Source organism: Echinicola jeungdonensis (assembly GCF_030409905.1).
GTDB lineage: Bacteria > Bacteroidota > Bacteroidia > Cytophagales > Cyclobacteriaceae > Echinicola > Echinicola jeungdonensis.
This window is the reverse complement of sequence record NZ_JAUFQT010000001.1, coordinates 180988-204792: the sequence shown is the minus strand read 5'-3', so window position 1 is coordinate 204792 and position 23805 is coordinate 180988. Positions and strand designations below refer to the sequence as shown.

The window sequence follows — 23805 nt, the reverse complement described above, 5'->3', positions numbered from 1 at the left end:
TATGGAAGAACCTAAAAGGATAGTAATTAAGGTAGGGACCAATGTGATGACCAATAAGGACAATCGCATTGTCAATACCGTACTAAGAAAATTGGTTGACCAGATAGCCACCCTTTATGAGCGGGACATTATGTCTGTGCTTGTATCTTCGGGTTCAGTAATTGCCGGAAAGGAAGTGCTGAGCAATGGGGTGGATATTGAAGATAAAATTATCAGAAGGCAGGTGTTCTCTGCTGTTGGTCAGCCAAGAATGATGCGCCATTATTATAATATTTTCCAGGATTATGGGATGCGTTGTGCCCAGGTATTGGCTACCAAGAGGGACTTCGACCCAGGTAAACACCGGGAAAATATGATCAATTGTTATGAAGGCCTGCTTTCGGAGGGAATCATTCCAATTGCCAATGAGGATGATGCAGTATCCCTTTCCATGTCCACCTTTACCGATAATGATGAATTGGCCAGCTTGGTTGCCGAGCTGATCAATGCCGATATGTTGATCTTGCTGACAGATACGGAAGGCTTATACACTGGACACCCGGATGATGAAGACAGTGAAATGATCAAGCATGTTACCGCAGATCAAAAAGTGGAACATTTTATTACAGAATCCGGAAAAGGTGAAGCAGAGGGTCGTGGAGGCATGAAATCCAAATTGGGAGTTGCCAAAGATGCGGCCAGAAAAAATATTTCCACTTTCATTGCCAATGGAAAAAGGGAAAATGTGATCGTTGATATTGTAGATGGCATAGAAGTAGGGACAAGGATCACAGCAGAGGATGAAAATTAATCCCTGAGGTGAAACCCATAATTCAAACATCAAACAATAAGATTATTCAAACATGGAATTATTAGATACAGCAGTAAAAAATCGCGTTTTGGAATCGATGATGAAAATCATCGACAAAAAGCGGGATAAGATTTTGGAAGCCAATAAGGCTGACTTGGATGCTTTCCAGAAGGATGACCAGGCTCTTTATGACCGGCTTGTTGTGGATCAATCTAAAATTGATGGGATGATCCAGGCCGTTCGTGAGGTAATGGAACAAGAAGATCCTGTTGGGAAGGTGATTTCCAAAAGGTCACTGCCCAATGGTTTGGAAATTGTCAACCAGACGGCTCCCTTTGGGACCATCATGATTATTTATGAATCCCGTCCGGATGTGACCATCGAAGCTGCCGTGCTTGCTTTCAAAGCCAATAGTAAAATTTTGCTTAAAGGCGGTAAAGAAGCCATCAACAGTAATAAGGTCTTGGTGGAATGCTGGCATGAAGCCCTTGAGGAAAATGGTTTGAGCAAGGATTGGATCGAACTGTTTACCCTTAACAGGGAAGAAACTCAGGCATTCTTGAAAAATCCATCTGAAAAACTGGATTTGATCGTTCCCCGTGGAGGTGAAAGATTAATTGCCTTCGTTAAGGAACATGCTCAATGTGCGGTATTGGTCAGCGGTAGAGGTAACAACTTTGCCTATGTAGCTGATGATGCCGATTGGGAATTGGCCAAAAAAGTAATGGTCAATGCCAAGACCCAAAAAATCAGTGGTTGCAATGCTTTGGATAAAATTTTGGTAGATCAATCTATCCCTGATTTTGAGGGGAAATTGAAGGATTTGGCCGAAACTTTGAAATCCCACAAAGTTGAAATTGTGGCTGAAAAAGAGGTCCTTCCTTTACTGAATGGTGCTTCTGAAATCCCTTCTGAAGATACCTGGTATGAGGAATTTTTGGCACTAAAAGCGCTTGTCGGACAAGTGAAGGGCTTGGATGAAGCCATCAGCAAAATCAATAAATACAGCGGTGGACACTCCAGTACCATCTTGACCAAGGACAAGGAGAAAGCAGCCAAGTTTATGGAGCAAGTGGACAGTGCTGCTGTTTACCATAATGCTTCCACCCGTTTTACCGATGGTGGACAAATGGGCGTAGGTGCTGAATTGGCCATTAGTACTGACAAGTTGCACCACCGAGGTCCATTAGGACTGGAACAATTGGTGACCAATAAATACTATGTATTTGGCTCCGGCCAAATCCGCGAATAAATTTTGCTTTAATTAGCATTAAAATGGGCTGTCCGATTTTTCCGGACAGCCTTTTTTTTTGAGCTGAAAGAGAAAAAGAGCAAAGACGCCTTGAAGATCGGGGATAATCGAAGCAGGTCAGGTTATTCAACTACTGCTGTTCGGGATTTGCAATCCCGAACATGACCTGGTCCTGATTTGCAATCAGGCCTTAAATATTTTGGGGATTTGCAATCCCTCTAGGCAAGTAGTTAACCAGAATTTAACCCAATATTCCTGAGTTCCTTAATGGTTTTATCAAATATTTTTGGTAAAGGAAAAAGGATATAAATAGATTGTAAGTATTGATAAAACACGAATAAAAATCTGTTAAAATTTCATTTTTAGATATTTTAATTTTTATTATTGTCCGATTAATTATCCCCATTTATTGAATTTTATGATAATTAAAAAGATAGGATTGGTGAGTGGGGGGGGGAAATTAATAATCATTAAACCTAAACCTATTAAACTTATTATGAAAAAAGGAATTTTACCTATTGTCCTGTATTTTATGGTCTTTTCAGTCCATGCAGAACAGGTGTTCAATTTAACTTCAAAAGACCAGCAAACCGTATTAACGGTCGAAGTTGGAGAAGAGATTTCATGGTCTGTAAAAAAATATGGCCAAAACGTTATCAAAAAAGCGGTAATAGGCCTGGAAATCGAAAATCAAAAATTGGGTTGGAACTCGAAATTGAAGGATTACCATGAAAATGAAATGGAAGAAACGCTCGCCCCAGTTGTTCCTCTAAAGCAAAGTAAGGTAAATAATAGTTACAAAAGCCTTGAGTTAAAATTTGAGGATCGGTTTTCTATCCAGTTCAGGGTGTATAATGAAGGTGTAGCTTATCGTTTTTTGACCCAAATTCCAAATGAAATAAACGTCCATGCTGAAAGAATGGACCTTACTTTTCCGGAAGGTTCCCATTCATTTTTTCCCCAGGAGGAAGGGATGTATTCCCATTATGAAAGGGAATATTTTAAAATGGATATTGATGAAATAGAAAATGGAGCATTTTGTTCCCTTCCTGTTATGTTTGGAAAAGAAGAGGAGTTTAAAGTACTGTTTTCAGAAGCAGATCTTTATGACTATCCCAATTTGTTTTTGAAAAAAGGGGAGGGACAGGCCTTTCAAGCGATTTTTCCCAAAGTAGTTTTAGAAACCCAACCAAAACCTTCTGAGGAGGACCGGAGTGTGAACATCACCAAGGAGGCCAATTATATTGCAGCCACTCAAGGGGAAAGAAGCTTCCCCTGGAGATTTTTTATGATCGACAAGGAGGATAAAGCATTCCTGGAAAATGATATGGTTTTTAAACTTTCCCGACCCTTGAAATTGGAAAAAACCGATTGGATCAAACCAGGCAAAGTAGCCTGGGACTGGTACAATGCCAATAACATTTTCGGCGTGGATTTTGAATCCGGACTGAATACCGTTACCTATAAATATTATATAGATTTTGCTGCCCAGTATGGTTTGGAATATGTTATTCTGGATGAAGGATGGACCAAATCCACAACCGAAATTACGGAATTCAATCCCGAAATGGATGTTCATGAAATTATTGCTTACGGAAAAGAAAAAGGAGTAGGGATAATTTTATGGTGTCTTTGGGTTCCTTTGGATGCAGATTTGGAAAATATCCTACAAACTTACAGTGATTGGGGAGCCAAAGGCATCAAAGTGGACTTTATGCAACGGGCAGATCAATATATGGTCAATTCTTATACTAAAATTGCCAGGGAAGCTGGGAAAAGAAACCTATTGGTGGATTATCATGGGGCATTTAAACCTTCAGGATTAAGAAGAGCTTATCCCAATGTGGTGAGTTATGAAGGGGTAAAGGGAAGTGAAAACCATAAATGGGGGAAACTGGTTACCCCAGAACATAATTTGACCCTGCCCTTTATCAGAATGGCTGTAGGGCCAATGGATTATACACCTGGGGCCATGAGCAATGCCCAAAAGGAGAATTTTACTCCGAGATTTGAACGGCCTATGAGTCAGGGGACCAGGGCTCACCAGGCAGCCATGTATGTTTTGTATGAAAGCCCACTTCAAATGCTCTGTGACTCTCCCTCTGCCTATTTGAAGGATTCTCAGACCGTGGAAGTGATTGCCCAAATTCCAACCGTTTGGGATGAAACGATTGCTTTGGATGGAAAGGTAGGTGAGATGGCTCAAATGGTTCGAAGGAATGGGGAAAATTGGTATTTGGGTGCGATGACTAATTGGGATGCCCGAGATCTTAATTTCGATTTTTCATTTCTTCCAGAAGGAACTTATGAATTGACCCTGTTGAGGGACGGAAAAAATGCCCACCGCTATGCTGAGGATTATGTGGTGGAAAAAATGGAAGTTGGTCCTGATTCCCAATTGGAGGTCCACCTGGCTCCTGGTGGAGGGTGTGTAGGGATTTTAAAAAAGAAATAATTAATTATTTCAACTGACTTATCACATTTTTCGGGCTTGCTATCTAGCAGGCCCGATTTTTTTTAAATTCTATTGACCAACCATCAAGGAAAAAGGCTTTCGAAATCATCCTTGAACGATGATTTCAGTGTATTCTAGATGTTTAAATAAAATAGGTGGTATGCTTAAGGCTTAAAAATTACCTTTGTAACAAAAATTATTTGCTTAAAACCAACCTACAGTAACTATCAAAAAAAACATGAAGTATTTTAGTCTTTTTCTCCTTGGAATGGTCATTTTTTTCCACCAGACTGAGGCACAATCAGTAAAAAGCAACAAAAAGGAAAACAAATCCCTGATATTTCCTTTAAATGAAGATGGGAGCCACTACGTAAAAGGGACCTTCCTCAACCAGATTTGGTTCCGTTATAACCAGAGCAACCCTGGCTCCACAGTTTTTGGTGAGGCCAGAGGTGAAACTTTTGATATAGGTTTGCGAAGGACCAGGATTCAGGTTTATGGGCAATTGTCCGATAAGGTTTTTTTCTATACCCAATTTGGCCAAAACAATCTTTCTTATCGGTCTCCCAGAAAACAGGGGATTTTCTTCCTGGATGCCATTGGAGAATACAGGGTGATCGGTGACCAGCTCTCTATTGGTGGTGGATTGACAGGTTGGAATGGAATTTCCCGTTATTCCTCACCTTCAGTCGGTTCCATTCTATCTTTGGATGCCCCTTTGTACCAGCAAGGGACCAATGATATCAATGATCAGTTTGTGCGGAAATTCAGCATTTATGCCAAAGGCTTGATCGGAAAACTCGATTACAGGGTGGTGGTTTCCGATCCCATGTCTGTGCAGCAATCCACCGGCCAGGAGGCAAGGATAGAAGAAAATTCGCTTTTTGCTGCTGAGCAGGGAAATGCCCAGTTTCAAGGGTATTTTAAATATCAGTTTTGGGATACAGAATCCAATCTTACCCCATACCAAAGTGGATCTTACCTGGGAAGGAAAAGGGTACTTAATATTGGGGCAGGTTTTATGACCCAGAAAGATGCCATGTGGAATCTGGCCGAAAACAGGGTAGATACGTTGAGGTCAAATCTTGGTCTTTTTGCTGTGGATTTATTTTATGACCGGCCCGTTGATGTCCAAAAAGGAAATGCCATTACTTTCTATGCCGCCTATCAAAACAGTGATTACGGCAAAAACTATGTTCGCAATATTGGGGCAATGAACCCTGCCAATGGCATCAATGGAAATGGGAGTTTTAATGGTCCCGGAAGTGCCTTTCCTACAATTGGTACCGGGGATACATTTTTTGCCCAGGGCGCCTACCTTTTTAGGAGGGACCTTTTGGGAAGTAGCGGTACCCTGCAGCCCTACGTTTCCAGCCAATATTCCCATTTTGACCTCCTGGATGACCCCATGTTGATGTATGAGGGAGGTGTAAATTGGTTAATCAATGGCCACAGGACCAAATTGTCTCTTAATTATCAAAATCGACCCCTGTTTATCCAAGAAAGTTCAGGAGATGGAAATAATTGGATCAGCGGGGACAGAAAAGGCATGGTGGTCATGCAGTTTCAGGTGTCATTGTAGAATTTTGCATCCCTTCAAACAAAATAGAAAAACAGAATTGACTTATTCCAGGGATTAAGATATTGGGGCTTTAGCTGTAAAGAATTTGCAGTAGGAATGGGGTAGCTGCTAAAGCCATGGGTACTAATGTTTCCTAGCCAGGGGTTAACACCTCTGGATTTCTTTTTCGCCCTATTCGGTGGTATGGGGCCATGCTGAAAAATGCTGGGCGGAATTTCAATTCCCGCCCAGCCTTAGGCATGATAGGTTCACCTATTTTCCTTCGATAAAAATTAACCCATTATTCAATTAAATGGCTTTGCTAAACATAAATTTCCGCATTCGCTGATCATGCATCCTTTGGTCAAATGCCGCACAGATATTTCTAATAAATGGTTTCCCTAATTCTGTGACTTGCACTTTTCCCCTGGAAAGGATTACCAACCCATCATCAGCCAGGTCTTCCAAATCGGAAATGGTAGCCCTGCTGCAGGTTAGGTATTCCAGAGGAGTTTGGTAATGGCACATTAAATCCAAAATGGTCTGCCGGATTTCAATGTCCAAATGGTTCATCAAATGGCCTCTGCTGATGGAAAGGTGGTTTAAATTGGTTTGTTCCAAATACAAGTCTATATCCTTGGTGTTTTGGGCATAGGCATAATACACATCACTGATGGCACTATTGCCCAATCCCAAAAGCATTTTGGAAGGCTGGGTGGTATAGCCCATAAAGTTACGATGCAATCCCTGTTTTTGCTGTGCCTGGTAAAGAGTATCCTCCTTTAGGGAAAAATGATCCATGCCTATTTCTATATATCCCAGGTCCTCTAATAATCTTTTTCCCGTTTCGTACAATTCTCTTTTTTGGTCTTTCATGGGCAAATGGGCTTCAAAGCTCCTTTGGGCAGGGAAAACCGTGGGAACATGGGCATAGCTATAGAAAGCAATCCTTTCAGGCTTTAGCGGTGCAATGGCATCAACGGTTTCCTTAATAGTTTTGACCGTTTGATGGGGAAGGCCATATATCAGGTCAAAATTAATGGCTTTGAACCCGGCCTTTCTGGCATTGCCTGTGGCCTCTATTACTTTTTCCAGGGGTTGGATCCGGTTGATGGTCTTTTGGACCAATGGGTTTAAATCCTGGATCCCATAGCTCACCCTATCAAAACCAAGTTGATTGAGGGATTTGAGGTGCCCCATGGTGGTGTTGTTGGGATGGCCCTCAAAACTAAATTCCGCATGGGGTAATACCGTGGAGCTTTCCCTGATAAATGAAATCATCTTCCGAAGATTTTCAGGAGAAAAGAAAGTGGGTGTACCTCCTCCCAAATGAATTCCTGCTAATTTGGGCTTTTCTGGCAGGACCTTCAGGTACTGTTCCCATTCTTTTATTATGCCCTGAATATAGGGACCCTCATTTTGGTGGTTTTTGGTAATTCTTTTATTACATCCACAATAGGTACAAAGGCTCTCACAGAAGGGAAGATGGATATATAAAGTAATGCCCTCATTACAGCCAAAATCCTGATATGCCTTTTGGACTTTTTGTATCCATAAAGCTTCATTCAGATTGTCCTCCCAAAGTGGAACAGTAGGGTAGCTGGTGTACCGAGGAACAGCCACATCATATTTTTTTAACAGTTGTTTTGATATCATAAAGCTTTTCGGTTTTGCTTCCACAAAACTCTTTAGAAAGCATTTCAAAAATTATGATATCAGTAGGGAGCAATGCTGATAAAAATCAGGAAAATTTAGAAGGAAGAAAAAAAACGCTTCGGATCCCACTATACAATTTCCGATTTGCGAACCCCATATCACGAATTAACAATTCCTGAATCCTAAATTTACGATTATTAATTCCTGATTTTCCATCCAGCTTAACGAATAACGCTTAAACAAAACCACCCTTACCCCAGTCCTCTTCCTTTAGGGAGAGGGAACCGGGCAGATCATTCCATACGCTTTATTGATGGGGATGCGTTTTATGGTTTTAACGCTAAATCGAAAATTTACGATTATCAAATCCCAGTTCTCGAATTACGCTTAACAATTAAGAAATCACCTAATAACAGTTAACCAATAACTAATATCTAAGATCCATTTTCCAATAATTCGACAACCAGTTGTTCCCATTCTTTTTCCAGGTCCAATTCAGAAATTGGCTTTCCTGCCCTCCGGTACCAAAAGGATGCATTGGAGAGGTCCCCTTCTTTGCGGTGCAGGTAAGCATGGACATGGGCAGATGCAGTATCTGATTTTTCATTTACCAAATCATGGGCTTTGTCCCAATCTCCTTTTCCATCCCACCAGAGGGATTGCAGTGGGACTGAAAGGTCATCAGATGGCTTCTTATCACTTTTTATGCTTTTTTGGAATTTATCAAGGCTCATAATGATCTGCTTTTGGTTGATACTGAAAATAAAACATTAAAAAAAGAATTCCTATTCCCTAAAAACAGGGAAAAAACCAAGGGATTAGAATAAGGTTGCTTAATTAGGACAGGATGAATTTTTGAGGCTTTTTAAACATAAGGATTCTGCCTTGGACTTTTATTTGTATGGGGTAAATGACCTTTTTACCTCCTTCATAGATGAAGGATTTTTTGTGGTTTTAATAAAGTAGATGGCGGGTAAAAATGGTTGGATTTTTTACCGGGAATTAACTTTTAGAAAAATTATACCCATTCAGGATTTTAAATTTGTTTTTGAACTTAATCTATGACTGGAATGTCCTCCAATTTGATTTATTACCTAAAATCATAATAATTCATTTTACACAAGTAACAATGCCAATGGGAGGAAATTAGGAGCAAATGATTTTCCTCAGGAGATTTTTCTACAAGCAGGGGAGCGGGTATTCAGAATAATTTAATTCCCTCAGCATAATTGCAAATGATTTTTGATATTTGATCATGGAAATAAATAATCGTTTTCAAACTAACTTCTGGCTGCCTTATTTTCTAATTGGCCTGTTAGCATTAATTATTTTTTACTCCCCCTATTTTATTTTAGGCAAAGATTCGGTTTGGTATGCCAATGATTATTTGGAATTGGTGGTGCCCTGGTACAAAACCCTGATAGATCAAAATGCCATATTGAAGCCCAATGATTTTGTGGTAAAAGGGATGTTGAATGAATTGCCCAGGGGAGTTTTTGCCAGTGAATGGTTTTTGAAAACCTGGTTTTTTTATTTTCTGGAGCCCTTTCAGGCCATTCTATTCAATAAAATCCTAATTCAGATTATAGCTTTTTGTAGCGCTTTCCATTTCTCGTGGTTTTGGAAAAAGTCCTGGAGAGGATGGCCGGTTATGGTATTTTCCCTGTTGTGGGCCACCTTGCCCTTTTGGCCGGAAGGGGGAATAGGAACAGCTTTTTATCCCACCGTTTTTTTTGTTTTTTACCAACTTAGCAAGGGTAAGCTATTGACAATAAAGTATATGGCTCTGATTGGTTTTTATGTGATTTATTCCCAATTACATTTGCATGGCCTATTTGTAGGAATTGCTGTTTTTCTGGTAGGGATTGGATTTTGGATAAGAAAGAAAAAAACAAATCCCCATTACTGGTATGGTCTTTTTTTGCTCACGCTGCTTTTTACAGCGACAAATTACCGTTTATTTGAAATTTATTTTTTTGCCAGGGATTGGTTTATTCCCCACCGGGCAGAATATGAAATTCACAGTTTTGCCTATTTCCATCAGGATTTTTGGGGTGTTTTCTTAAATCATTTAAGCAAAGGGATATTGCATGGAACTTATTTTAGTCCATTCCTAATAGTTGTAGCTGGGGGAGGTCTATTTGGCGTTTTATCCAAAAAGCTTTATCACAAAAATCAACTCCCTGAGGAAGATAAATTATTGGTTAAACTCCTAATAGGGTGTTTGTTGATCGCTGGGGCAGCCTCTTTTCTGAAATATACTCCGTTTTTGGATAGCTTTGAGTTACTCAAAAAATTAAATCAATTCAGTTATGACCGCTTTTCATTGTTTATCGCTCCTCTTTTGATGATGAGCTTGGCATTAGTCCTGCAAAAAATTTATTGTTATAAAAGATGGATTTTTTGGGTGTAGGAGCAATTATTATTTCCTGGAATTTTTTGGTGCTGGATGATAATCACAGAAATATATTCCTTAAACCACTGGTGGGAATGGGAGAGCATTATCCTTCCTACCGGGAGTTCTATGCCCAGAAACAATTTGAAGAAATTAAAAATTTTTTAAATAAGAATAATACAAGACCTTTCAAGGTGGGTAGTTTGGGGATTCATCCGGGAGTTGCCACCTTTAATGGCTTGAAAAGTATTGACGGATATACGGGCAATTACCCCTTGACCTATAAACATCAGTTTTTTAAAATAATAAAAAGTGAGTTGCAACCAGGAGGTGAAAAGGGCCTTTATTCCCACTTTATGGGCTGGGGCAATAAATGTTATTTGTTTAACCAGCTTCAAGGGGATCATTTTATCAGGTGCAAATGGTTTGATAGGGTGGAGTTGAAAAATGTGGATTATAATTATGATCAATTGTTAAAAATGGGCTGTAAATATTTGATCTCTACGGATCCATTTATAGGGGAGAAAAGAGTGAAATTATTAAAGCTATTTAAACATAAAGAATCTGCCTGGGACCTTTATTTGTATAGGGTTCTATAACCTTTTCTCCTAATTATTGGAGAAGCGTAGGATAGGTAATTAATCATTCACCATTAATAATTTTTTTCTCTACTATTATTGGCCCTTAAATCAAATTCCAGAAGTAATCTACCAGGCCCCTAAACGGCCGGAATAGCACCAATTGTTTTATTATTTTCAAATGATTTCCATTTTCAAATAGCTTACCGGATAGAAAGTGGATAAACAGAAATAATCAATAACAAAATCCACCATCCCACCATATTTATTGTTTTTTTATGGGTTTTTTAAAAATTCAAGTAAATTGATTACCTGCTTTAGGTAACCCTATTCTCTTAGGTTTTGTTAAGTAGGAAAAGCCTGATCGTTTTTAATTGGGTTTAAATTCTGTTTCATTTTAAATTTTGTAATTATGAAAATTTTATTGGTCGGTGGGCAGGGGACCATCGGAAAGAAAATCAAAAATAGATTGGCAGCAGAAAATGAAGTGATCACTGCAGGAAGGAATTCCGGGGATATTAAGGCGGATATGACCGATCCCAAGGCCGTGGAGAAAATGTTTGAAAAAGTAGGCAAGTTGGATGCAGTAATTGTAACTGCCGGTTCTGCCCCGGCAAAACCGCTAAAGGATATTTCCTATGATGACTTCATGAAAGGGGTACAATATAAGATGATGGGCCAGATCCATGTGGCGATGACGGCTACCAAATACCTTAATAAAGGAGGTAGTGTTACTTTGACTTCGGGTATTTTGGCTGAGGATCCTATTCCCCATGGCACCGTACTCAGTACGGTCAATAGTGCCGTCAATGGATTTGTCATAGGGGCTTATGGGGATTTTTTAAAATTGGGGTACAGGCTCAATGTGGTGAGCCCTCCATTGGTGGCCGATTCCGCTCCAGCTCTTGCCAGGTATTTTCCAGGACATACCCCAGCACCCATGTCCCATGTGGTGGATTGCTATATCAAAAGTTTGAAAACGTTGATCACAGGTCAGGTGATTAAGGTTGGGGTGAATTAACTTCTTACAATTAATTTCATATTTGGTCTGCTTGTGTTAAAGGTTAAATGTTAATGGTTAAAATGCGGATCTAATTCAAAATTACGCTAATGGTTCAATGTTCAGAATCACGATAAACGTTTAACAAAAAAATCACCCCGGGCTTCTTCCTCAATGCTAAATGAATTTGAAAGGCATTATTTAGCTCCCAGGGGCATTAGCGGAAAATTGTTGGTCCTTTAGAGATTGTTGGCGGCTAATGCACTTCCCATATATCATTTATTCCCCGGGTTGCGCCTCCCAGGCTTACCCGGGGGTATTGTTGTTTGCCTCACCCCAGCGAGTCTTTAGGTCTCACAATTTACCAAATATCGATGCTCAAATCCCGAAACACGGTTAACAAATTCCCAATTCCTCTTTGACTCAATATCCAACCCTTTCTTTCTTGAAATTTTACAATTTTCCTGACCATTTCTCTTTGATTTTTCACCAAAGCGAGTAAATTTGTTACTCATGAGTAATTTTTTTACTCTCTTTTGCTAGGCTTCTCAAATGGGGCCGACCCGGCGAAGCTGTGAGCGAGGGGAAATCGTCATCGCAATACGTTATCGAGAACTCGAAGAAGGAGGGGCGGTGATTTCGTCTTCCAAAGTGGAGATTGCTTCAGGCTCGTACCTCGCCTTCGCAATGACGATTCATCATTGGGTTTTCGACACACAGATTTGTTTAACTGTTTATACCGCTTTGTGGCTTGCTTAACTGTTTAACTGAACGAAAGCGATAAGGGTAATTGAGATTCGAATAATAGTGATTAGCCATTAAGAGTTCCGAATCAACGAATTCTGAATCATAAATCCCAAAAATCAAATCTCGAATCACAATTATTCAAATAACCCATTAAACATTCCAATTGGATTATCAATCACTATTAAATACTGCCATTAAAGCCACTCTTGAAGCGGGAAGGGCTATCCTAAAAGTTTATTATCAGGAGGATTTTGGAATAGAACTCAAAAAAGACAGTTCTCCTGTGACCCTGGCAGATCAGGAGGCTCATGATGTCATAGTCCGGAATTTAAAGGAAACGGGCCTTCCCATTCTTTCTGAGGAAGGAGGGCATCATGAATTTCAGGAAAGGAAGGACTGGGAATATTTCTGGATGGTGGACCCATTGGATGGGACCAAAGAATTTATCAAAAAAAACGGGGAGTTTACCGTCAATATCGCCTTGATTCACCAGGGCCATCCCATCCTTGGGGTGATTGGAGTTCCGGTGACAGACACCCTTTATTGGGGAAGTGAAAAGGAAGGAGCCTGGAAACAATTAGGAGGGGAGGAACCTCAACCATTAAAGGTGGAAAAGCATCAAGCTTTGAAAACCATAGTGGCCAGTGTCAACCATCTGAATCAGGAAACCCAGGATTATTTGGAACAATTTCCGGAAGTGGAAACCATTAGCATGGGCAGTTCTTTGAAGTTTATGCTATTGGCAGAGGGAAAAGCCCAGCAATATCCAAGGTTTGCACCGACCATGGAGTGGGATACCGCCGCAGCCCAGGCCATCCTGGAAGCTGCAGGTGGAAAAGTAGTCCAATGGCCCTCCAAAGAGGCCATGCAATACAATAAGGAAAACCTGAAAAATCCCTGGTTTTTGGCTTTTGTATAATTGTGATTCGAATAATCGGGATTTGATAATTGAAAAGCGAAACGAGGAACGAAAAATTCTTAATTCCTAATTCAACATTCTCCATTTGTGTTTAATCATTTATGCCACTTTGTGGCTTGTTTAATTGTTTAACTTAACGATAGCGAATCGAGTAATAGTGATTGGATATTTGATAATCGGGAACCGGGCTTTCGCCTTTCGCCTTTCTGCTTATGACAATCCAACGAAGCCGTCACTGCGAGGCGTAGAATTGGCCAAGCGGGAGGGAGCCGCGGCAGTCTTCTTTCAATTTGACGATCCGACGATTCAATAATCGGGATTTGAGAAGTGAAAAGCGAAACGAGGGACGAAAAATTCCTAATTCCAAATTCATCATTCTCCATTTGTGTTTAATCGTTTACGCCACTTTGTGGCTTGTTTAATTGTTTAACTTAACGATAGCGAATCGAGTAATAGTGATTGGATATTTGATAATCGGGAACCGGGCCTTTGGCTTTCGACTTTCGCCTTTCTGCTTATGACAATCCAACGAAGCCGTCACTGCGAGGCGTAGAATTGGCCAAGCGGGAGGGAGCCGCGGCAGTCTTCTTTCGATTTGACGATCCGACGATTCAATAATTGAGATTTGAGACTTGAGACATGAGATTTGAGAATCGAAACGAGGGACGAAAAATTCCTAATTCAACATTCTCCATTTGTGTTTAATCGTTTACGCCGCTTTGCGGCTTGTTTAATTGTTTAACTGAACGATAGCGAATCGAGTAATAGTGATTGGATATTTGATAACCGGGAACCGGGCCTTTGGCCTTCGCCCTTCGTCTCCCTCCAGTTCGACAATCCCACAATTCGACAATTCAACAAAAAAGTGATTCGATAATTGATATTCGGGATTTGGGCCTTAGGCATTCGCTTTCGGCTCCCCAACAATCCAACATTTCCACGATTCGACAGTTCGACAAAGACAAATCGAGTAATCGGGATTCGATAATTGATAATTGAGACTCGAACTTTCGGCCCCTGCACACCCCCGGCCCCTTTAGGGGAGCCCAGCCGCACGACAAAGCAAAGAACAAAGAATAAGATGGAACGAGCTCTAGCCATAATGCTCCATACAGTTCAACGATTCGGCAATCCAACGATTCGACAACAAAGCTGGCCTTTGGCATTTGACATTCAACTTTCGCCCTTCAGCTTTCGGCTTTCGGCATCAATAGATTCGAATAATGGTGATTAGTGAATTAGGGTTCCTGCTCAACAAATCACGAATCACAAATCGGCCTTCGCCTCCAAGCAATTCTACGATTCGACAATCCAACGATTCGACAAAAAAATGAACAACCTTCATCCCACCATTTTTAAAATCACCCAGGAAGACCGGATAAAACTTTTAAACCAAAAACCATTTTTGATTTGGTTTACGGGATTATCAGGGTCGGGAAAATCCACTCTGGCCAATGCTACAGAAAAAGCACTCCACCGGATGGGGCATAAAACCTATCTTTTGGATGGGGATAACCTTCGGTCGGGCCTGAATAAGGACCTGGGGTTTTCCCATGAGGACAGGGTGGAAAATATAAGGCGGATTGGTGAAGTTTGTAATCTCATGCTGGATGCAGGGCTTGTGGTTTTGGCGGCTTTTATTTCCCCATTTCAAAAAGAAAGGGAATTGGTTAGGGACCTGGTGGGTGCGGAAAACTATGTGGAGATCCATGTAGACTGTCCCCTGGAAGTTTGTGAACAGCGGGATGTCAAGGGTCTGTATCAAAAAGCCCGAAATGGATTAATTAAAAATTTTACGGGTATTGATTCCCCTTATGAGGAGCCAAAGGATCCTGAAATTAAGGTCAGTACCAACTTGAGAACGGTGGAAGAAACCGTAAATCATATTGTGAATCAATTATTCCAGTTGACCAGCTCCAATGAATAAGTAAGCATATGCTTTTTAACTCTTTTGAATTTTTAATCTTTTTGCCGGTCGTTTTTGGACTTTATTGGTCGGTTTTTCAAAGGAACCTAAAAGCTCAGAATGCCTTTTTGTTAGTAGCGAGTTATGTGTTTTATGGATGGTGGGATTGGCGGTTTTTGGGGTTGATAGCATTTAGTTCTTTGGTGGATTACCTTTGCGGATTAGAAATTGGAAAAGAAAGTCAAACCAAAAAGCTTAAGAAAATATATTTGGGGATTAGCCTAGCAGTAAATTTAGGCTTGTTGGGCTTTTTCAAATACTTTAACTTCTTTATTGAATCGGCTTCTGACCTGATCAATTCGGTGGGATTTCAGGCAAATTCCTATTCCCTGCAGTTGATCCTTCCCGTAGGAATTAGCTTTTACACCTTCCAGACCATGAGTTATACCATTGATGTTTATAAAGGAAAACTTAAACCTACCCATGATCTCATAGCTTTCTTCGCCTATGTAAGTTTTTTCCCTCAACTGGTAGCGGGACCGATCGAAAGAGCCACTAATCTTCTTTCCCAGTTCTTTAAAAAAAGGGAGTTTGAGTATCCATTGGCCATGGATGGCCTTAGGCAGATATTATGGGGCCTGTTTATGAAAGTGGTGATTGCGGATAATTGTGCAGCCTTTGTCAATCAGGCTTTTAATCATCCGGAAAGTCAACCGGCATCCAACTTATGGATTGGGGCGGTTTTCTTCAGTTTTCAGATTTATGGGGACTTTGCTGGGTATTCCAATATTGCCATTGGAGTAGGGAAGTTATTAGGATTTCGATTAATGCAAAATTTTGCATTCCCTTATTTCTCCAGGGATATTGCCGAGTTTTGGCGCAGATGGCATATTTCACTTTCCACCTGGTTTAGGGATTATGTGTATATACCCTTGGGCGGATCGAGGGGAAGCAAGATTCTAAGTATCCGGAATATCTTTATCATTTTCTTGGTCTCTGGCTTTTGGCATGGGGCCAACTGGACTTTTATTGTTTGGGGGGGGATTCATGCGATGCTTTTTATTCCACTATTTGTATTTAATAAAAATAGAAGAAACCTAAACCCCATAAAAATGAAGTCGCTACTTCCTTCTTTCAAAGATTTTTTATCTATACTTATTACTTTTTTACTGGTGACTTTGGCTTGGATTTTTTTCAGGGCAGAAAATATGCAGGCAGCATGGATATACTTGAACAGTATGTTTGACTGGTCCGCTTTTTCCAAGCCAAGTATGAATATAAGGGTTTATATGTTTATGGCTTTGTCTTTTCTATTTATCGGAGTGGAATGGAGGGGAAGAACTGAGGAATTTGCCATTCAAAAATTGGGATTTAGCAAACCTGCCATTGTGAGGTATGGACTTTATTACAGTTTGGTAATGATGGTGTTTTTGTTTGCAACCAAAGAACAGGAATTTATATACTTTCAGTTTTAAACAGTGAAGAGGTTTATTAGTAAAATATTTGTTTTTTCAATATTTCCTTTTGGGAGTTTATTTGGGTTGTTTTTATTGGAAAATGGAACTGCTGATCCCTTTTATCAAAGGGTAGTTGGAGGGGAAAAGAAGTCCATGGTAATTGGAACATCAAAAGCTGCTCAAGGCATTGTCCCAACGGTGATTAACGAAAAATTGGAATTAGATGGTGAAAAGAAATTATATAATTTTTCTTTCACTACTATTCATTCACCTTTTGGGGAAAGTTATAATGCTGCCATTCATAAAAAAATTGATAAAGACAGCAAAGATGGTGTTTTCATCGTTACAGTAGACCCCTGGTCTCTTTCTTCTTCAAAAAAAGATCCTAATGACAGGTCCATGATGCCAGACAATAAACTGTTTTTAGGAAAATTATCATCTTTTAGTCCGGTTGTTAATCTCGAATATTTGTTGCGATTTTACATCAACCCCTATTATGAAATTCCTTTAAGGTATTTTGTGGAAAACTCCATGCACTTAAAAGAAGATGGTTGGTTAAAGGCTACACCTTCTATTGCAGAGGAAAGGTATGATAGATTTTATAAATCAAAAATCAAAGAGTATGAAGTAAGGGCAAATAGGGTCAAAAGCTCGGACTATAGGATTAAAAGCTTTACTTCTTTATTAGATTTTTTAAATGAAAAAGGGGATGTTTATGTGGTTGTTTTGCCCGTTGACAAAAATATTTATGCTATTGAAAAAAGCATTTGCCCAGATGCTATGAGCAATATAAAACAACTTTGTAATTCAAAAGGTATTCCCTTTAAGGATTTTAACAAAAGTGATACCAATTATGATTTTGTTGACGGGGTACATTTAAATTATAAATCGGCCTCTCTATTTTCAGAGGATTTGGCCATTTGGATGATGGAAGTAAATTCTACCAATAACCAAGCTTTAAGTAAAGATTAAACAAGAATTGAATTTTTCTAGACACATGGAGAAACTGAAGTCAATAGTCAGGAAAGCAAAAGTGTATTTGTTCCAGGGTGATAAATATGAATGTCCTTTTTGTGGATACAAATCATCCAGATTAGGTGCATTTGGTTTTAACCTTCCTGTGATAGAGGAAAAGGAAATTATAGGTTCTGGTTTGAGGAGATGTAGATGCTATCGATGCAACGCTATCGATAGGGAAAGACTAATATATGCATATTTGGAGCATGAAAGTCAATTTTTTAAAGAGAATTCACTACCTGTTATTTTACATGTTTCACCCGAAAAACACCTTTCAAAATATATTCAGGATCAAAAGTTTACACAATATATAAAAGGAGATTTATTTGTGGGTAGATATTCCTATCCTGCCGATGTAGAGAATATGGACATTACTGAAATACCTTATCCTGATAATTACTTTGACCTGATTATTTGTAACCATGTATTGGAACACATTCGCGATGACATGAAGGCCATGAAAGAGCTGTTCCGAGTTTTAAAGCCTAAAGGGAAGGCCATTTTGCAAGTTCCAATTTCCTTCAAGCTTAAAGAGACTTATGAAAATGAGGGGGTGGTAAATCCAAAAGATAGGGAAAGGGAATTTGGCCAGTATGACCATGTTCGGATTTATGGCTTGGATTATACTAAAAGATTAATGAAGGCTGGTTTCTTAGTCAATGAATTTAATCTAAGCTCAAAATATACCAAATTAGGACTTAACCTCAAGGAAAAACTATTTATTGGGAGAAAGAATAAATAGGCCCCCTATCTAGGCAATGCTTTGATGGAAAATAATGATCACAATTGAATACTTCTAGTAGTATAAATAGATGAAAACCACTGTTTACAATTCCCAAAACAAGTATGGGGTATCCAAACTTGTTCGCGAGATCTTTTTAGGATTTAAGGAAGGACGGGAGTTGGCCTTCAGGTTATTTATTAGAGATTTAAGAGCGGGTTACAAAAGATCTTTTTTGGGTGTTTTTTGGCTATTTATTCCTCCTTTTTTTACGGCAGGAATCTGGATTTTCCTAAATGATCAAAAGGTGGTGTCGATTGATGGTGCTCCTATGGATTATGCCGCGTTTACTTTATGTGGAACTATTCTTTGGAGCTTTTTTGCAGAGGCCCTTAACAAACCTATCCAACGCTATCAAGGTGCAATGGGAATGATGAGTAAATTAAATTTCCCTAGAGAATCTTTGATTTTAGCAGCAGTATATGATCAGTTGTTTAGTTTATTATTAAAGTTAATGGTTTTGATTCCAATTCTGTGGAGCTTAGGTTATCCACCAAACTGGAATTGGATAACTGGTTTTATTGGGATCATTGGGTTATTGGTAACAGGTATTAGTATAGGGATAATGTTGGCCCCTTTAGGCTTGCTGTATGGGGATATAGGCAAAGCATTACCCATGATTTTACCTTTTGTAATGTATTTAAGCCCTGTTATTTATCCTTTGAGAGCGGGAGGTAATCTGGCATTGCTGCAAGGAATTAATCCTGTTACTCCATTTTTAGAAATAGCTAGGAGCAGTTTTGGAAGCTATGGGTTTATCCTTTGGCAACCCTTATGGATATGGAGTGTGGTATTAATTGGCTTACTATTATTTTCTTTATTAGTCGTCAAGATTGCCATGCCTATAATTGTAGAACGAAGCGGATCATAAGATGAGGAATGACGAGGTATTGATTAAGGTAGAGGGGGTTTCCAAGAAATTCTGCAAAAGCCTTAAGCGTAGTCTTTGGTATGGATTAGGAGATATTTTCCGATCAGTATTAGGAATAAAAAATCCTGAAATACTTCGTAAGGATGAATTTTGGGCAGTGAAGGATGTGAGTTTTGAAGTAAGGCGAGGTGAATGTTTAGGATTAATTGGGCATAACGGTGCAGGCAAAAGTACACTCCTAAAAATGCTGAATGGACTTATTCGCCCTGATGAAGGAAGAATAGAAATGAGGGGAAAGGTTGGGGCTTTGATAGAGTTGGGGGCTGGATTTAATCCTGTATTAACAGGTAGAGAAAATGTATATAATAATGGGGCTATATTAGGTTTTTCTAAAGCTGAAATTGATTATAAATTTGATGATATAGTGAATTTTGCTGAAATGGAAGAGTTTGTTGATATGCCTGTGCAAAACTATAGTAGTGGTATGAAAGTAAGATTAGGTTTTGCAATTGCCGCGCAGCTGGAACCTGACGTTTTAATATTAGACGAAGTGCTAGCAGTTGGAGATTCTGACTTTAGAGTTAAATGTTTTAACCATATATATAAAGTGATTTCCAAATCAGCAGTTGTTTTTGTTTCCCATAGCATTCCCCAATTAACTAGAATATGTGATAAACTTGGATTATTAGAAAAGGGAAATCTTTTGAAATATGGTAATGGGGTTGGTGATATTATTTTTTATTACACTAAAGCTTTGAAGCAAGAAAAGCACACAAAAACAAATGAGATTCAGAATATTTTAATTAAAAAATTTTGGATTAAAGAAACGGATAACCCTGTAGGCAAGGAATTAACATTTGGAAAGTCCTATTTCATTCAATTTGAGTTGGATTTGTGCGGAAAAGCTATTTACAATGATTTAAAAATTTTAATTACAGTGAATGATGCAACAGAAAATAATGTCTTGCAGCTAATAGAGAATATTGAATTTACTTCAGGAAAATTAAATCTATATAAATTTGAATTTCAAAATGCTAATTTCAATGCAGGTAGATATTTCATTACCGCATCAATTTTGGAAGGAGATAAAGGAAAATTTCTATCTGTACAAAGAAATATAACCTTTTTCGATGTTAAAAATTATTTACCTGGATACGCCTCAGTTTTTTTAATCCCACATAAAATCACTCACGAAATTAAGAAATAAATGGATAACATGTTTTTTATAAAGAAAGGATATAAAGATAATGATACTGCAAAAACATATGAAACAGAGTTTGTGGGTGAGTATTGGAATGATGAAAGGATTAAAACTTCTTCGGTTTATCAATATGACGTGTATAAATTTGCAGCTAGTTTAATTAAAAAGAAAAATTATCAAATAGGAATTGATTTAGGATGTGGTCCAGGAACAAAAGGAAAATGGTTCTTAGCACCTTATTTAAAAGAGCTTATTTTAATTGATCAGCCAAATTGTAAATCTTTTGCTTTAAAGGCTTTGCCTAAGTCATTTTTCTATGGAGTAGATCTAGAAAATCTTTCATTGAATTTAGAAAATAAAGCAGATATAATTATTTGTGCTGATGTTATAGAACATTTGTCGAACCCCCTACCGACATTAGAATTTTGTAGAGACTCAATTAAGAATAATGGTATTATAATTATTTCAACACCAGAAAGAGATATTTTGAGAGGAAGGAATTGTTTTGAAAGTCCTCATGCTTCACATGTAAGAGAATGGAATAAGGATGAATTAAACAAGTTATTAGAATTTATTGGCCTAAAAATTATTGATCATAAATTACTACCCCCAAAAAAACTAACAATATTATCAAAAATAATAATGAAAGCATTTGGCCCTATAGGCTATAGGAAAGAATGGCATTCCTGTCAAATGGTCATATGTACAATATAATTAGTTTAAAATGTGTGGAATCCTTGGTCAGTTAAAATTTAAAAATAGCATTAATAGAGAAAATTTTGAGTTGATGCTCAGTTCGTTAATTCATAGAGGGCCCGATGGTTTTGGTTTAAAGGGGTTTGAAGAGGACAGAGTTTATTTAGGTCATAGACGTTTATCGATTATTGATTTGAGTGATAGAGCAAAGCAACCAATTTCTAATGAGAATGAAAGTTTATGGCTTACTTTTAATGGTGAAATTTATAATTATAAAAGTCTTCGAAAGGAACTAATCACCAAAGGCCATAAATTCAAATCGGATAGTGACTCCGAAGTGATAATTCATGGGTATGAAGAATGGGGTGTGGATTGTTTAAATAAACTTAGGGGAATATTTGCGTTTGGAATATTTGATAAAAATAAGAAAGAAATATTTTTGGCTAGAGATCATGCTGGTGTTAAACCGCTATTTTACTATCAAAATGAAAATGTATTCCTATTTTCATCTGAGCCAAAGGCATTTTTTAAATGTGATTCTTTCAGAAAGGAACTAAATAAAGAGGCGTTAAATCTTTATTTAGCATTTGGGAATGTTCCAGGAGAATATTCTATTTTTAAAGGAGTGAAAAAATTATTACCCGGTCACTATTTGAAATTATCAATCAATTCTTTAACACCGAAAGTTGTAAAATATTGGGAATTAAAATATCAACCCAAAATATCAAACAAGGAAGAAGCAATTTTTAAAATTAAAGACAAAATAGAAGAAAGCATTGAGTTACAAACTTTAAGTGATGTCCCAGTCGGATCATTATTAAGTGGAGGAATTGATTCATCAATAATTACTTCATTTTTAGTCAAGAGACTTCCATATTCGCTATCTACTTTCTCTATAGGTTTTGATGAAAAAAGTAGTGATGAAAGTGAATATGCTAAATTAATTGCTGATTCTTTCCAAACTGATCATATTCATAAAGAAATTAATGCAGACATTGCAAATTCTTGTTTAGAGGAATTGATCAGCATCAATGAAGAACCTTTCCATTATAATGGGTTATTCCCATATTTGTCATTAGCTAATCTTGTCAAGAATAAAGGGCATAAAGTAGTACTAGGTGGAGATGGTGCTGATGAACTTTTTGCAGGATATAATTGGTATGATGATTTTAACAATTGGTATAATCAATTTGCGAAACCGACCTATCGTCAAAGATTAGCAAGTATATGGAGGGGAGAAGTGCTAAATCGAAAAGATCCGATTTCCAAATACATTACATATAATGGCTATTTGTCTTCGGTATTAAGGGATGAGATTTTCGGTTTAAATGATAGTGAATTGATTACAAGCGTTATTTCTTCAAATTGGAACCAAAATTATTCACCTGTATTAAACTCTCAAATAATTGATTTTCATTGTTTTATGCCGGATCACTGCTTGGTGAAAGTCGATAAAATTAGTATGGCTAAAGGAATTGAAGTTAGAGTGCCATTTTTGGATATAGAGTTAATTGAATTAGTTTTCTCAATCGATGAAAATCTTATTTACAATAATGGAGAGAAAAAGTTTCTTCTAAAAAAAGCAATGAAAAATTACTTTCCTGAAAACATGCACATAAATAGAAAAAAGGGGTTTAGCAGCCCTATAGAGAAGTGGAAAGAAGAGATTATAGGAAATGATGCATTTTCTATTCTAATAAATGGAGCATTGGTAAAAAATGATATAATTAATGGAGATGCTTTAATAAGAAACTTTAATAAAATGAATTCTTATGATCAATTATTATTAATTGGTTTAGAGCATTGGTTTAAGAAATGGTTTCAATAGTTGAGTTTATAAAAACTAATTCCATGAATAGTATTTTATTAAGGTTAAGCAAAATTCGTTCTAGACAAGGTTTGTATGAATTTTTGAATGAACATTTTCAAAATATCAAAAGAGGAAGCAATGTGTTAACAATTGGCTCTGGAGGAGAAATAAATAAATTGTTATTAAAATGGTCTATTAAAAATAGGTTTAAAGTAACTTCTTTTGATATTGATCCAGAAAGAGAACCCGATATTTTAGGCGATTTATGTAGTTTTAATTTTTATCAGTCTTTTGATGTAATAGTTTGCTGTGAAGTTTTGGAACATTTACACTCACCTCATTTAGGAGTTGAAACTATGTTTAATGCTTTAGTTCCGAAAGGTAAGATAATAATTACTACTCCTTTCATTTTCCCTCTTCATGATAGACCGCATGATTATTACAGATTTACCAAATATGGTTTGCAATTTTTATTTAAAAAATTTAAAGATTTAAATATTACTGAACGGAATAGTTATTTTGAAGCAATTGATGTGTTGTGGGTTAGGATATTGCAAATTCAATCAAGTCGTTCAAATTTAATTTCAAAAATTATTATACCTCTTGTATTTTTTTTAAAGAGACCTTTAACAAATTTATTGGATAAAATATTGAAAACTGATGCAATGACTACTGGTTATAATTTAATTGCGATAAAACCATAATTTATGTTA

19 protein-coding genes are annotated in these 23805 nt (G+C 37.8%); 17 read left to right on the top strand and 2 right to left on the bottom strand.

The genetic code is table 11. The features are described from left to right. Position 1 precedes the first annotated feature (1 nt). The 4 genes from proB (at position 2) to QWY93_RS00880 (ending at position 6079) form a co-directional block, all read left to right on the top strand. Positions 2-790: a glutamate 5-kinase gene (gene proB, locus QWY93_RS00895; RefSeq protein ID WP_290246314.1), complete on the top strand. Its 789-nt coding sequence runs from the start codon at positions 2-4 to the stop codon at positions 788-790. Positions 791-842: 52 nt separating this feature from the next. Next, complete coding sequence (locus QWY93_RS00890; protein WP_290246313.1) at positions 843-2042, top strand: glutamate-5-semialdehyde dehydrogenase; 1200 nt, start codon at positions 843-845, stop codon at positions 2040-2042. A 496-nt stretch (positions 2043-2538) separates the two neighbouring features. Further along, positions 2539-4497, top strand: a complete 1959-nt coding sequence (locus QWY93_RS00885; protein WP_290246312.1) for a glycoside hydrolase family 97 protein — start codon at positions 2539-2541, stop codon at positions 4495-4497. 238 nt (positions 4498-4735) lie between these two features. Next, positions 4736-6079: a hypothetical protein gene (locus QWY93_RS00880; protein WP_290246311.1), complete on the top strand. Its 1344-nt coding sequence runs from the start codon at positions 4736-4738 to the stop codon at positions 6077-6079. Positions 6080-6367: 288 nt separating this feature from the next. Here the strand turns inward: QWY93_RS00880 and hemN are convergent, their stop codons facing one another. Next, entirely contained in the window at positions 6368-7714 is a 1347-nt protein-coding gene (hemN, locus tag QWY93_RS00875; protein WP_290246310.1) for an oxygen-independent coproporphyrinogen III oxidase, read from the bottom strand. A gap of 434 nt (positions 7715-8148) precedes the next feature. Then, a complete protein-coding gene (locus tag QWY93_RS00870; protein WP_290246309.1) occupies positions 8149-8448 on the bottom strand; it encodes a hypothetical protein in 300 nt (99 codons plus the stop codon). Between the two features lie 521 nt (positions 8449-8969). On the opposite strand from QWY93_RS00870, the gene QWY93_RS00865 reads away from it, so the two are divergent. From QWY93_RS00865 to QWY93_RS00805, 13 genes are all read left to right on the top strand, one after another. After that, positions 8970-10127, top strand: coding sequence for a DUF6044 family protein (locus QWY93_RS00865; protein WP_290246308.1), 1158 nt, complete (start codon positions 8970-8972; stop codon positions 10125-10127). Beyond that, positions 10109-10708 (top strand): DUF6044 family protein, encoded by a 600-nt coding sequence (locus QWY93_RS00860; RefSeq protein ID WP_290246307.1) that lies wholly within the window; start codon positions 10109-10111, stop codon positions 10706-10708. The genes QWY93_RS00865 and QWY93_RS00860 overlap by 19 nt, the downstream gene beginning before the upstream one ends. A 391-nt stretch (positions 10709-11099) precedes the next feature. Then, a complete protein-coding gene (locus tag QWY93_RS00855; protein WP_290246306.1) occupies positions 11100-11708 on the top strand; it encodes a short chain dehydrogenase in 609 nt (202 codons plus the stop codon). Positions 11709-12597: 889 nt separating this feature from the next. Continuing rightward, positions 12598-13353, top strand: a complete 756-nt coding sequence (cysQ, locus tag QWY93_RS00850) for a 3'(2'),5'-bisphosphate nucleotidase CysQ (RefSeq protein WP_290246305.1) — start codon at positions 12598-12600, stop codon at positions 13351-13353. Positions 13354-14683: 1330 nt separating this feature from the next. Beyond that, positions 14684-15280: an adenylyl-sulfate kinase gene (gene cysC / locus QWY93_RS00845; protein WP_290246304.1), complete on the top strand. Its 597-nt coding sequence runs from the start codon at positions 14684-14686 to the stop codon at positions 15278-15280. Positions 15281-15321: 41 nt separating this feature from the next. Further along, entirely contained in the window at positions 15322-16734 is a 1413-nt protein-coding gene (locus QWY93_RS00840) for an MBOAT family O-acyltransferase (RefSeq protein WP_353959604.1), read from the top strand. 3 nt (positions 16735-16737) lie between these two features. Next, positions 16738-17688: a hypothetical protein gene (locus tag QWY93_RS00835; RefSeq protein ID WP_290246302.1), complete on the top strand. Its 951-nt coding sequence runs from the start codon at positions 16738-16740 to the stop codon at positions 17686-17688. Positions 17689-17713: 25 nt separating this feature from the next. After that, on the top strand, positions 17714-18475 hold the full coding sequence (locus QWY93_RS00830; RefSeq protein WP_290246301.1) for a class I SAM-dependent methyltransferase: 762 nt from the start codon (positions 17714-17716) through the stop codon (positions 18473-18475). A gap of 214 nt (positions 18476-18689) precedes the next feature. After that, positions 18690-19385 carry an ABC transporter permease gene (locus QWY93_RS00825; protein WP_353959603.1) on the top strand — a complete coding sequence of 232 codons (696 nt, stop codon included), beginning with the start codon at positions 18690-18692 and terminating at the stop codon, positions 19383-19385. A 1-nt stretch (position 19386) separates the two neighbouring features. After that, the gene (locus QWY93_RS00820; protein WP_290246299.1) at positions 19387-20592 is read left to right on the top strand and encodes an ABC transporter ATP-binding protein; all 1206 of its coding nucleotides are present in this window, start codon (positions 19387-19389) and stop codon (positions 20590-20592) included. Continuing rightward, positions 20593-21300 carry a class I SAM-dependent methyltransferase gene (locus tag QWY93_RS00815; protein WP_290246298.1) on the top strand — a complete coding sequence of 236 codons (708 nt, stop codon included), beginning with the start codon at positions 20593-20595 and terminating at the stop codon, positions 21298-21300. A gap of 10 nt (positions 21301-21310) precedes the next feature. Beyond that, the gene (asnB, locus tag QWY93_RS00810) at positions 21311-23110 is read left to right on the top strand and encodes an asparagine synthase (glutamine-hydrolyzing) (RefSeq protein ID WP_290246297.1); all 1800 of its coding nucleotides are present in this window, start codon (positions 21311-21313) and stop codon (positions 23108-23110) included. 23 nt (positions 23111-23133) lie between these two features. After that, the gene (locus QWY93_RS00805; RefSeq protein WP_290246296.1) at positions 23134-23796 is read left to right on the top strand and encodes a class I SAM-dependent methyltransferase; all 663 of its coding nucleotides are present in this window, start codon (positions 23134-23136) and stop codon (positions 23794-23796) included. Positions 23797-23805 lie beyond the last annotated feature (9 nt).

Excerpts from the sequence above, each read along its gene's own strand:
- proB (WP_290246314.1), top strand. The coding sequence starts at position 2 with ATGGAAGAACCTAAAAGGATAGTAATTAAGGTAGGGACCAATGTGATG.
- asnB (WP_290246297.1), top strand. The coding sequence starts at position 21,311 with ATGTGTGGAATCCTTGGTCAGTTAAAATTTAAAAATAGCATTAATAGA.
- QWY93_RS00865 (WP_290246308.1), top strand. The coding sequence starts at position 8,970 with ATGGAAATAAATAATCGTTTTCAAACTAACTTCTGGCTGCCTTATTTT.
- QWY93_RS00830 (WP_290246301.1), top strand. The coding sequence starts at position 17,714 with ATGGAGAAACTGAAGTCAATAGTCAGGAAAGCAAAAGTGTATTTGTTC.
- QWY93_RS00855 (WP_290246306.1), top strand. The coding sequence starts at position 11,100 with ATGAAAATTTTATTGGTCGGTGGGCAGGGGACCATCGGAAAGAAAATC.
- QWY93_RS00815 (WP_290246298.1), top strand. The coding sequence starts at position 20,593 with ATGGATAACATGTTTTTTATAAAGAAAGGATATAAAGATAATGATACT.
- cysC (WP_290246304.1), top strand. The coding sequence starts at position 14,684 with ATGAACAACCTTCATCCCACCATTTTTAAAATCACCCAGGAAGACCGG.
- QWY93_RS00860 (WP_290246307.1), top strand. The coding sequence starts at position 10,109 with ATGGATTTTTTGGGTGTAGGAGCAATTATTATTTCCTGGAATTTTTTG.
- QWY93_RS00880 (WP_290246311.1), top strand. The coding sequence starts at position 4,736 with ATGAAGTATTTTAGTCTTTTTCTCCTTGGAATGGTCATTTTTTTCCAC.
- QWY93_RS00805 (WP_290246296.1), top strand. The coding sequence starts at position 23,134 with ATGAATAGTATTTTATTAAGGTTAAGCAAAATTCGTTCTAGACAAGGT.
- QWY93_RS00820 (WP_290246299.1), top strand. The coding sequence starts at position 19,387 with ATGAGGAATGACGAGGTATTGATTAAGGTAGAGGGGGTTTCCAAGAAA.
- QWY93_RS00890 (WP_290246313.1), top strand. The coding sequence starts at position 843 with ATGGAATTATTAGATACAGCAGTAAAAAATCGCGTTTTGGAATCGATG.
- hemN (WP_290246310.1), bottom strand. The coding sequence starts at position 7,714 with ATGATATCAAAACAACTGTTAAAAAAATATGATGTGGCTGTTCCTCGG.
- QWY93_RS00870 (WP_290246309.1), bottom strand. The coding sequence starts at position 8,448 with ATGAGCCTTGATAAATTCCAAAAAAGCATAAAAAGTGATAAGAAGCCA.
- QWY93_RS00885 (WP_290246312.1), top strand. The coding sequence starts at position 2,539 with ATGAAAAAAGGAATTTTACCTATTGTCCTGTATTTTATGGTCTTTTCA.